The sequence below is a fragment of the Mesorhizobium sp. genome, assembly GCF_005063415.1.
Classification (GTDB): domain Bacteria; phylum Pseudomonadota; class Alphaproteobacteria; order Rhizobiales; family Rhizobiaceae; genus Mesorhizobium.
In genome coordinates, this window is record NZ_SUEG01000020.1 from 39,985 (window position 1) to 50,417 (window position 10,433).

General features: G+C 62.7%; 11 protein-coding genes. 5 read left to right on the forward strand and 6 right to left on the reverse strand.

The features are described 5' to 3' along the window. Positions 1-86: 86 nt before the first annotated feature. Complete coding sequence (locus tag E5W70_RS08305; protein WP_292656361.1) at positions 87-698, forward strand: hypothetical protein; 612 nt, start codon at positions 87-89, stop codon at positions 696-698. 15 nt (positions 699-713) lie between these two features. Here the strand turns inward: E5W70_RS08305 and E5W70_RS08310 are convergent, their stop codons facing one another. Then, positions 714-1,619: a S1C family serine protease gene (locus E5W70_RS08310; protein WP_292656363.1), complete on the reverse strand. Its 906-nt coding sequence runs from the start codon at positions 1,617-1,619 to the stop codon at positions 714-716. Positions 1,620-1,877: 258 nt separating this feature from the next. Between E5W70_RS08310 and yghU the strand changes: the two genes are divergently transcribed. Further along, complete coding sequence (yghU, locus tag E5W70_RS08315) at positions 1,878-2,765, forward strand: glutathione-dependent disulfide-bond oxidoreductase (protein ID WP_292656366.1); 888 nt, start codon at positions 1,878-1,880, stop codon at positions 2,763-2,765. Here the strand turns inward: yghU and E5W70_RS08320 are convergent. The 3 genes from E5W70_RS08320 to E5W70_RS08330 all read right to left on the reverse strand — a co-directional run bounded on the left by E5W70_RS08320 (position 2,762) and on the right by E5W70_RS08330 (position 5,445). Then, positions 2,762-3,466, reverse strand: a complete 705-nt coding sequence (locus tag E5W70_RS08320; protein ID WP_292656368.1) for a hypothetical protein — start codon at positions 3,464-3,466, stop codon at positions 2,762-2,764. The genes yghU and E5W70_RS08320 overlap by 4 nt on opposite strands. A gap of 432 nt (positions 3,467-3,898) precedes the next feature. Further along, positions 3,899-4,150: an exopolysaccharide production repressor protein gene (locus tag E5W70_RS08325; protein WP_292656370.1), complete on the reverse strand. Its 252-nt coding sequence runs from the start codon at positions 4,148-4,150 to the stop codon at positions 3,899-3,901. Between the two features lie 155 nt (positions 4,151-4,305). Next, on the reverse strand, positions 4,306-5,445 hold the full coding sequence (locus E5W70_RS08330) for a KamA family radical SAM protein (RefSeq protein ID WP_292656401.1): 1,140 nt from the start codon (positions 5,443-5,445) through the stop codon (positions 4,306-4,308). Positions 5,446-5,954: 509 nt separating this feature from the next. Here E5W70_RS08330 and E5W70_RS08335 point away from each other — a divergent pair. Continuing rightward, positions 5,955-6,386 (forward strand): methyltransferase domain-containing protein, encoded by a 432-nt coding sequence (locus E5W70_RS08335; protein ID WP_292656372.1) that lies wholly within the window; start codon positions 5,955-5,957, stop codon positions 6,384-6,386. 56 nt (positions 6,387-6,442) lie between these two features. Here the strand turns inward: E5W70_RS08335 and E5W70_RS08340 are convergent, their stop codons facing one another. Beyond that, complete coding sequence (locus E5W70_RS08340; RefSeq protein WP_292656374.1) at positions 6,443-8,065, reverse strand: ABC-F family ATP-binding cassette domain-containing protein; 1,623 nt, start codon at positions 8,063-8,065, stop codon at positions 6,443-6,445. 187 nt (positions 8,066-8,252) lie between these two features. Here E5W70_RS08340 and E5W70_RS08345 point away from each other — a divergent pair, with 187 nt between their 5' ends. After that, positions 8,253-8,735 carry an Imm8 family immunity protein gene (locus tag E5W70_RS08345; RefSeq protein WP_292656377.1) on the forward strand — a complete coding sequence of 161 codons (483 nt, stop codon included), beginning with the start codon at positions 8,253-8,255 and terminating at the stop codon, positions 8,733-8,735. 22 nt (positions 8,736-8,757) lie between these two features. Here the strand turns inward: E5W70_RS08345 and E5W70_RS08350 are convergent, their stop codons facing one another. Further along, positions 8,758-9,309 (reverse strand): isochorismatase family protein, encoded by a 552-nt coding sequence (locus E5W70_RS08350; RefSeq protein WP_292656379.1) that lies wholly within the window; start codon positions 9,307-9,309, stop codon positions 8,758-8,760. A gap of 210 nt (positions 9,310-9,519) precedes the next feature. Between E5W70_RS08350 and E5W70_RS08355 the strand changes: the two genes are divergently transcribed. Continuing rightward, positions 9,520-10,071, forward strand: a complete 552-nt coding sequence (locus E5W70_RS08355) for a DUF4019 domain-containing protein (RefSeq protein WP_292656382.1) — start codon at positions 9,520-9,522, stop codon at positions 10,069-10,071. Positions 10,072-10,433: the final 362 nt, after the last annotated feature.

Genomic DNA, 10,433 nt, shown 5'->3' on the forward strand with positions numbered 1-10,433 from the left:
GAGACGAGCCGTTCCGAGACGCGGCAGAGCCGGGCCTCCTGAGAAGCGCGTGCGTCTCAGGCCTGCCCAGGCTCAGAGGATTTTACATGCGATCGACAATATTCGGTCTGGTCCTGCTGCTGCCGGCCGCCGCACTGGCAGAACCGATCGAGACCCAGAAGATCATCGCGGCGGCGACCGGCGACTGGAACGGCGACGGCGCCGCCGATCTGGCGATGATCGTCGAGACCGAGCCCGGCCATCCCATGGACCTGCATTTGTTCCTCAGGGACCGCGACGGCGATTTTCTCAGACCTGCCGGGGTCGTGCGTGAACAGATTTACGGTGAATGGAAGAACTACGACCGGCCAGGCCCCGCCACATCCGACACCGAGCCCGAACTCACCGCGCTCCCCAACGGCTCGATCAAGCTCTATATTCCGGCGATGGAGATCGGCAGCGAGCGGATCAACAAGACGCTCACGCTCGCCTGGCGCAACGGCACGTTCGTCGTCGCCGGTTTTGCCTACGAGCATTGGGATTACATGGACGACAATGTTGCCAGCGACTGTGACTACAATGTGCTGACCGGCAAGGGCAAAAGCAGCAAGAAGCTGGCGGACGGCAGCACCAGGCAAGCGACCGTATCGGTCGAAGGCGAGGTCATCCCATTTGCGGAGTGGAACCCGGGCACTGGCTTCAGCGCGTGCGGAGAGTGAGAGATTTCGGTTGCCTCACTGCAGAGGTGGCTTCCACAGCAGGCTGTTGCGATCGGCGGACTTGACGCGCAGCCAGGTTTCGCGGCCATCGCGCAGCACCCGGAGCGGGATCTCGGCACCCGCCGGGCCGCTCTTCCAAAGCTTGCGATAAAAATCGGCAAGCCCGTCGACCGCCGTGTCGCGGACATCCGAGATGACGTCGCCTTGGCGAAGGCCTGCCTGGGCGGCCGGACCGCCCTCGGCAACGCTCATCACCACGACCTTGCCGTCGCTCTCGGCCGAGAAGGCGCCGAGCCAGGGCCGCGGCGGCCTGGCGACCTGCCCGCGCGTCAGGAGATCGTCGAGGATGGGCGGCAGCAGATCGATCGGCACCACCATGTTGATGTCGGCGACCTCGCCGTTGCGGCTCATCTGCAGGCGCAGCGAACCGATGCCGAGCAGCCTGCCATCCGCGCCGATCAGGCCGGCGCCGCCCCATGAGGGGTGAGCAGGCGCCGTGAAGATCGCCTCGTCGAGCAGATATTCCCAATAGCCGGCGAATTCCTGCTTGGTGACGATCCGCGCCCGCACGGAGCGGCCGACGCCGTCGGCGAGCACGACGGGATCACCGATCTTCGCCCTGGACGCATCGCCGAGCGCAATGGCGGGCAGCCCGAGCGGCGCCAGCGCCTGCACCAGGCCGAAGCCCGATTCCTGGTCGTAGGCGAGCGCATGGGCGGGAACCACGCGCCCGTCCTGGTCGGCCAGCCAGACCTCTTCGGCCTCGGTGATGAGATAGCCGATGGTGAGCACCAGCCCGTCGCCGCGGATGACCACGCCGCTGCCCTCGCGGCGGGTGCCCAGCGCGTCTGCCGTGAAGGCGTCTTCGGGGACGGTGGCGCGGACGGCCACGATGGATTGCAAAAGGGGCTCGATATTCATGCTTTGGTTCCTGGCAATGTTCGCAGGCCGATATGGGCTATAGGTATGGCGCAGGTGATCAGGCGCAAGGGGCGGCGCCGGCTTTGGCGTGGAGCGGCGCCGCGCCGTTCGCGCCGGGGTTTTGCAACAGCGCCGGCAGCCCTATCTGTACCTACGGCTATCCCAAGCTGCCCTATGCAAATTTCTCCGCCATTACCCAAGTTGATATCTGATGTCCTCCCCAATCCTCCCAACCCAACCCTTCCAAAGGCCTCCCGAATGAACGACTACGCAACGGACCAATATACGCCGCCAAAAGTCTGGACCTGGAACAAGGCAAACGGCGGCGCTTTCGCCAGCATCAACCGGCCGATCGCCGGCCCGACACATGACAAGCAACTGCCGGTCGGCAAGCATCCGCTGCAGCTTTATTCGCTGGCGACACCGAACGGCGTCAAGGTGACGATCATGCTGGAGGAGCTTCTGGCGCTCGGCCACAGCGGCGCCGAATACGACGCCTGGCTTATCCGGATCAACGATGGCGACCAGTTCGGCAGCGGCTTCGTCGAGGTCAACCCCAACTCCAAGATCCCGGCCATGATGGACCGCAGCGGGAAAAAGCCTGTCCGCATCTTCGAATCCGGTTCGATCCTGCTCTATCTCGCCGAAAAATTCAGCGAATTCCTGCCGACAGAGCAGCCGGCTCGCGCCGAGACCCTGTCATGGCTGTTCTGGCAGATGGGCTCGGCGCCCTATCTCGGCGGCGGCTTCGGCCATTTCTACGTCTATGCGCCAACGAAGATCGAATATGCCATCGACCGCTTCGCCATGGAAACCAAGCGGCAGATGGACGTGCTCGACCGGCGCCTGGCCAAAAGCGAGTATCTCGGCGGCAGCGACTACACGATTGCCGACATTGCGGTGTGGCCCTGGTATGGCGGGCTGGCCAAGGGCCGCATGTACGACGATTCCGGCGAGTTCCTGCAGGTGGAGCAGTACAAGAACGTGCAGCGCTGGGCCGACGCCATCGACGCGCGGCCGGCGGTCAAGCGCGGCCGCATGGTCAACCGCACCTTCGGCGAGCCTTCGATGCAGCTGCACGAGCGCCATGACGCCAGCGATTTCGAGACGAAGACGCAGGACAAGCTCGAGGCGGCCAAAAGCTAAGCGGACGACGCGCCGATCTCCCGCCTTGTAGGGGAGATCGGCAGCTTCGGCCGACTGCTCAGGCTCGCCTCCACCGCCACCATCCACAGCCGGTCGATATTGGCCAGGAATTTCTCGTCGAGTTTGTCGAGGTGCTTCCAGTACATGCCGTCCTCGAAGAAATAGCCGAGTTCCTCCTCCATCCTGTCGGCCTCCTCCGCCTGATCGAGCCGCAGGCCAGCAAGCATCTCGGCCTTCATTTCCGAAAATTGCGAAAGCGAAAGCGCGCCGAGTTCGTGGAGCGTCAGCCGCGGGAAGATCAGGCGGCTGCGCGGCAGATCGGATAGGTTGACGCAGAGGCAGCCGCGCCGGAGCGCATGGATGAGCAGGCGGGCCGACTTCGCCTCGAGGTTGCGCAGCGTCACGTCGTTGCGCAAAGGGTCGGCCCGGCCGACGCCGTAAAAATGCGTGTTGCCGGGCTGATCGTAGATCATGTCGCAGCCAAGGAATGCCAGCACGTCCGGCTTCTGGCTGTGGATCGTCCAGTAGGCCGCCGTCATCGACATGGTGCCGCCGGCATAGACGAAGCCGCCAAAGCTGTTTTGCGCCGGCACGTAATGCGAGGCGCTGAAGATCTGCGCCTGCTGCAAGGGATCGCCTCGCGGCATCCGCTCCGCCGGGAAATCGCCGGCATGGACGAGGAAATCCCAGTCGGGGCGCACGCGCCAGGCATTGTTGATGGCGACGATCTAGCCGAAGGCCTGCTTGGGCCAGGCCGCGCAGCGCACCACATCGGGGGCGCTGCCGATCAGCAAAATCACGTTTGGCGTTCCGTCGGTGGCCATCATCCCCTCTTCGACCGGCCGACGCGCACCTCGATGCCGCCCGGTTGAACAGCTTTATAGCCTCAACGGTCCATCGAAAACACCAGGCCGGATTTAGGCTGACATCAACAAAAGCGAGCTTGCCAGCCGGTTGTAGAATGTGGCCTTAGGCACCGTCGTACAAGCAGCAGGCAGGTTTTCCCGCTAGCCCAAAAACGACGACATCAGTTGGGCGATATATATTAGTTGACTAAACTAGCGGAACGTCCAATGCACATTCCCAGAACCGAACATGTCCTGTCTAGACCATGATATCTATATGGGACATTACTACCTAAGCTGAACGCGACCTCGACGGTTCGGCGGCACAGCCCTCAGACGCCGCGGATTTGCCGCCGCGCTTTTCGCCCCGGATCCGTAGATCAACCGGACGACGAACAGGAAATATCCAACCTGCATGACGATCAAGGTCAAGATCGTCCAGGCCAGCGTCTTCCAGATTGAACCCGTCGCAAAGTAAGTCGAGATCGCCACGATGGACGATGTGGTGGTCAGCCCCACCAGGAACTGTGGAAAGTTCATGATTTTTCTGCGCCGCCCCGGAACTCGCTACAGCCGGGACGAACTCCCCTAACCCATTACCCCGCACCAACATTTCCACCATTTTAGCAATTGCGCAAGCACCAAATAGAGCAGCAGTTAACGCATGCTTCCGTGATCAAGGGCCGCATGTCAGGTCACCAAGTTAGGCTGGCTTGACGGCGGCTGTGCGTCCCCTCCTCCCCAACCAGCTCTCCATACCCCCTCACCGCCCCATCAAGCCCACGTATTCGCCACGTCTCCCCTTCCCGCGCCTCAAGATGGGACGGGCCGAGCGGCACTTTCCCTCCGCCATCCGGCAGGTCCAGCACGTAGACGGGATTGCAGATGCCCGACAGGCGCGCACGCAAGGCGCTGACCAGGGCCTGGCCCTCGGCGATCGTGGTGCGCCGGTGCGCCATGCCGCGCGCGAGATCGCCGTGGTGCAGGTAATAGGGTTTGACGCCAAGGCGGTACATCAGCTCGCGGCACAGCTCTTCCAGCACCTCGATCGTATCGTTCACGCCTTTCAGCAGAACGCTCTGGTTCAGCAGCACGAAGCCGCCCTGCCGCAACGTGCGGCAGGCCCGCTCGGTCGCCTCGGTGATTTCGCGTGGATGGTTGAAATGGGTGACGATCGTGACCATCAGCCGGCCTTGCAAGGCTTGAACCAGCCCGCCGGTGACGCGCGACGGCAGCGCGACGGGCACGCGGGTGTGGATGCGCAACAGCCGCACATGCTGGATCGCCTCGACGCGGGCGCGGATTTCCGCCAGCGCCCTGTCCGGCAAGGACAGCGGGTCGCCGCCGGTCAGGATCACCTCGCGGATTTCCGGATGGGCCGCGATATAGGCGAAGGCTTCATCGAGAGCTTCGCGCGTATAGCCGCGGCCGATCGACGTCAGCGACTCCTTACGAAAGCAGAACCGGCAATAGACCGCGCATTGATAGGTTGGGAACAGCAAAACCCGGTCGGCATGTCGATGCGTCAATCTCGGCACCGGACTGAAGGCGTGGTCGGCGATCGGATCGTCGAGTTCGCCCTCCTGCTCTGCCAGTTCATCGGGCGACGGGATGACCTGAAGCCGTATCGGATCGGCGGGGTCGCTCCAGTCGATCAGGTCGAGATAGGCCTTGGGAATGCGAACCTTGTGGCGCGTGGCCGCGGCTTCGGCCGCCGCCCGCTCGGCTGGCGCCAGCGGCAGGGAATCCAGATCGCCTATATGCCGCACGCCCTCGCGAATATCGTCCTGCCATGCGGCATCCGCCTCGCGTGCGCGCTCGTCATCGGCTGTCATGCCGGCCGCATCGACCGCCATGCTAGCGTCGGGGATGTCGGGATGTGAGGTCATCGAGGCTCCTTGAAGTTCGGGCCGGGGTACAGCATTGGAGCCAGGACTTGAAGGCAATAAGCGGCGTTTGGCCGGGTTGGAGGGCGCGGCAGGAAGCCACAACCGGCCACTGATCAGAACAATCGCCCACATCGCTGACCCAAAACATTAGCTTGCTCTTATATTAGCTTGAGCGTATACACATAAACGGCCGGTGATCTACCCCCCAACCGGTTAGGCTCGGCGCCAGTTCCCTCCCTACCCCTCAGGTCAACGACGCCGGGCCGCTCGGGGTCCGCTCGGTGGCCCGCGGTCGAGACCGGATCGTCGACCTCTTCGAAGTCGATCATGCCCCTCCTCAACCAGCACCCAAGTGAACACACCAGCTGAACACATCGGCATGCCCGCGTCTCTCGGCCTTCCCGTCGCCGGCCGCGGTCGCTAATCTCGGATCGCGAAAAGCTGGAGAAGCGGAAATGGCGAACGACTTGTCGCCAAGGCTTTTGGCGATCGTCAACGCGCTGCCCTTGCGGCCGGGCATGCGAGTGCTGGAGATCGGCTGCGGACCAGGTGCTGCAGCGCGCGAGATCGCGCGCCGGATCGGCGGCGGGCACGTGCTGGCGATCGACCGCTCGGCCAAGGCCATCGCGCAGGCCGGGGCCGCTTCGCGCGCCGAGATTGCGGCAGGCCGGCTGAGTCTTCGCCAGATCGCCATCGAGGATTTCGAGTTGGAGGCCGACGAGAAGCACTTCGACATTGCCGTTGCGGTGCGCGTCGGCGCGCTGGACGGGCGTCATCCCGAAGCAGGGAAAATCGCCCTGCGGCGGCTCGGCGCCGCGTTGACCGCGCAAGGCCGGCTGTTCATCGACGGCGGCGATCCGCTGCGCGAAATTGCGATACATGGCTGAGCAGCTCGTGCTTCCGGAATCGAGCGCTTAGGTGACCGTTAGCGGCAGAGCCGGCCTCAGCTCCGCAACCCCGGCGCCTCCTGCCCGGTGCGCTCGACATATTCGGTATAGCCGCCGCCATAGGTGTGGATGCCCTCGGGCGTCAGTTCCAGCACCCGGTTCGACAGCGCCGCCAGGAAGTGGCGGTCATGCGAGACGAACAGCATGGTCCCTTCATACTGCGACAGTGCCGTGATCAGCATCTCCTTGGTGGCGATGTCGAGGTGGTTGGTCGGCTCGTCCAGCACCAGCAAATTGGGCGGATCGAACAGCATCAGCGCCATCACCAGCCGCGCCTTCTCGCCGCCCGACAGCACGCGGCATTTCTTCTCGATCTCGTCGCCGGAAAAGCCAAAGCAGCCGGCCAGCGCCCTGAGCGGCGCCTGGCCGGCCTGCGGAAATGCGTCTTCCAGTGTCTGGAACACGGTGCGCTCGCCCTCCAGCACTTCCATGGCGTGCTGGGCGAAATAGCCCATCTTGACGCTCGGCCCGCGCGCCACCGTACCATTATCCGGCTCGGACGCGCCGGCCACCAGCTTCAACAGCGTCGATTTGCCGGCGCCGTTGACGCCCATGATGCACCAGCGCTCGCGGCGGCGCACCTGAAAATCCAGCCCCTCGTAGATCGAGCGGCTGCCATAGCCCTTGTGGACGTTCTTCAGCGTCACCACGTCCTCGCCGCAGCGCGGCGCCGGCTGGAAATCGAACGACACCTTCTGGCGGCGCTTGGGCGGCTCGACACGGTCGATCTTGTCCAGCTTTTTCACCCGACTCTGCACCTGGGCGGCATGCGAGGCACGTGCCTTGAAGCGCTCGATGAAGGCGATCTCCTTGGCCAGCATCGCCTGCTGGCGCTCGAACTGCGCCTGCTGCTGCCGGTCGGCAATCGCCCGCTGCTGCTGGTAGAATTCGTAGTTGCCGGAGTAGGCAGTCAGCGAGCCGCCGTCGATCTCCACTACCTTGTTGACGATGCGGTTCATGAACTCGCGGTCGTGCGAGGTCATCAGCAGGGCGCCGTCATAATTCTTCAGGAACTGCTCCAGCCAGATCAGGCTTTCCAGGTCGAGATGGTTGCTCGGTTCGTCGAGCAGCATGGCGTCGGGCCGCATCAAAAGGATCCTGGCCAGCGCCACGCGCATCTTCCAGCCGCCGGAGAGCTTGCCGACGTCGCCGTCCATCATCTCCTGGCTGAAGCCAAGGCCGTCCAGCACTTCGCGGGCGCGCCCATCCAGCGCATAGCCGTCGAGCTCCTCGAAGCGGTGCTGCGCCTCGCCGTAGCGGGCGATGATCTCGTCCATATGGTCTGCCTGATCGGGATCGCCCATGGCGTGCTCGAGCTCGCGCATCTCGGCCGCCACTTCGCTCACCGGCCCGGCGCCGTCCATCACTTCGGCAACGGCGCTGCGGCCGGACATGTCGCCGACATCCTGGCTGAAATAGCCGATGGTGAAGCCGCGATCGACCGAGACCTGGCCTTCGTCAGGCTGCTCCTCGCCGTTGATCATGCGAAACAGCGTCGTCTTACCGGCGCCATTGGGGCCGACCAGCCCGACCTTCTCGCCCTTCTGCAACGCGGCGGAGGCTTCAATGAAGACAATCTGCCGGCCGTTCTGCTTGCTGATGCTTTCGAGACGAATCATGGTTTTCCGGGAAAGGCCAAAGGAGAGGTCCCGCGCCAATACGCGATAGGCCGCGTCAGAGGAAGCGTGCAGATCACAAGCGCCTGCGCCAAATCGCCCCGAAGCCTTCAGGGCCCGATGAGGCGTCGATTGCCTAGCTGAGAATTGGTCGCTACTTGAGGTCATTGCCATTTTGCAAAAATGAGTCATGTCGAAAATCGTCTATCCATCTCGGCTGAGGTTAAGAGGTGTTACCGCAAGGAACCTCGGCTCAAGGTCGAGAAAAGGTCATTCCGTTCCAGAAAGCCTGATCCGCGAGGGCTATACCGAGCAGGAAATCCGTTCCGGCATGAAAGTTCTCGACAGCGAAAAAATACTGGAACAGTGGCGGCCGCCGAATCCCAAGAGCTTCGCTCTGGCACTATCCCTGGCGATCGGATGGGACGACGATGCTGGAAGTGACTATTTCGATGTTCACGTCATCGCCAACCAAATCAGGGATCAGATAGATCTCGACGATCGCGCCGTCATTTTCGTAGAAGATTTTGACTGGCCGAGTCTCAGGAAAAGCCTTCACGACATTCTCAGTAAGTGCGAGCGAAAAACGTGGAAGGAAAGCGTCCGCGCGCTACGGAAGCGCTTCGAATGGGAATATGACGGAATGGCCGCATACGAGTCCTGGCTCAAATAGCCCTGCCGAATGAGCCGGCGAATCAGCTATCGGTAAGGGCCTTTGTCGTCGCCAGCTTGACCCCGGCGGCGGCAAATGCCGCATTGTGCCGGGCGATGATCTCCGCGGCGGTCTCGCTGGTGGTGTCGAGCGTGCTGTGAGCGTCGGAAATCACGGTGACGCCCAGGCCCGCTGCAAAGGCGCCCTTCACCGTGGCCGCCACGCAAAAATCGGTCTGCGCGCCGATCAGAACGACCTCGCCGGCGCCCTGCCCGACCACCCATTCTGCAAGCGCGGCATTGCTGAACGCGTCGCCGACACGCTTGGCGAAAGTCGGCTCGTCCACGGCCTGGCCGAGCGCCGGCCACACCGGCCAGCCCGGCTCACCCGGCGCCAGAGGATCGCCCCGCGGGCCGTCGTGCCTGATGAAGGCGATCTTGCGCCCGCTGCGCCGTGCCCATTCGATCAGCGCGCGGGTGCGGGCAACCATGCCGTCGGCATCATGGATCGGCGGTTCGGCGACACCGTCGAACATGCCGGTCTGAAGATCGATCACGATGAGCGGCGCAGTGGCCGCGGGGCTGGTCCCTGACATGGTTTTTTATAGCACGAGGGCGGAGCTGATCAAGGATCAGGGTCGCGATGACGCGCAGCGCAAGGGCAGGTGGCTGGAGTTCGAGATATGTGACAATCCGCTTGCAGCAGCGCTAACATAGCGCGCTATTGGGATGTGGGTCAGTTCGAAATTCTGGCTATCGGCCGTGACCGGATTGCATTCGTGGCAAGCTCCTGCGAAGAAATTCCCATGACACATGCAGCCGTAGCTTTCCTTGCGATCGTGACTTCGGTGTTGGTTGCGATCCTACCCGCACAATCGCAAGAGTGGACGCCCTCAGAGGACGCGGTTCGAGATGCAACGGAAACGGTTGGTCGCTATTTCCTTTCGCTCGATAACCAAGAGTATGGGCGGGCATACGAAATGATGACTGATACCGCGAAAGCTTTGATCCCATCGAATGCCTTCTTGGAGCAAAGTAAAGATTTTCATTCTCAGGCCGGCGCTGTGTGCGAGCGCCGGCTACTCAAATTCACATGGTTGAAGGACCCAGCGAACGCTGCCTTTCCCGGCGTTTATGCCGCAGTCGACATAGCGGCGAAGTTTGGAAACATCGATCGTTACTGCGGCTATATTGTCCTCTATCAGCGGCCGTCAGGTGGAAATTTTCGAGTCATGCGGATCGAAAGCAACTTCATCGACAACGCCACCGCGAAAAGCATTGAAAAGACCCAATCGAAAGTCGAATTGGATCGAGCATGGGCCGAGTTGTCGGCTAACTGTCCGAATTTTCCATCGTGAAGGTGAGGCGGTCCGTTTTTATACGTTCCGCGACCATCGGCTTTACGGCTTCCTTCGCTTCGATCAGCGTAACGATGTCGGTGATCTCCTACAGTTTGCCGGCCTTTGGACGCGAACGCAGCGCGCGCGCAGCCTTTGTCTCACCCAATCCCGCCCGTCACGGCATATCTCGTCCGATCGCCCTTCGCAAAATAGCCGGCGCCCCGGTGCGCGATCACACCCGGCCCGCTGTCCCATCCTCGCCAAAAATCCCGGTCACCCAGTCGATGAACACGCGTACCCGTGGCGCGAGCTGGCGGTTCTGCGGGTAGAGCGCCGACAGCGGTGTCGGCGACGGCGGGTAGTCCGGCAGCACTTCGACA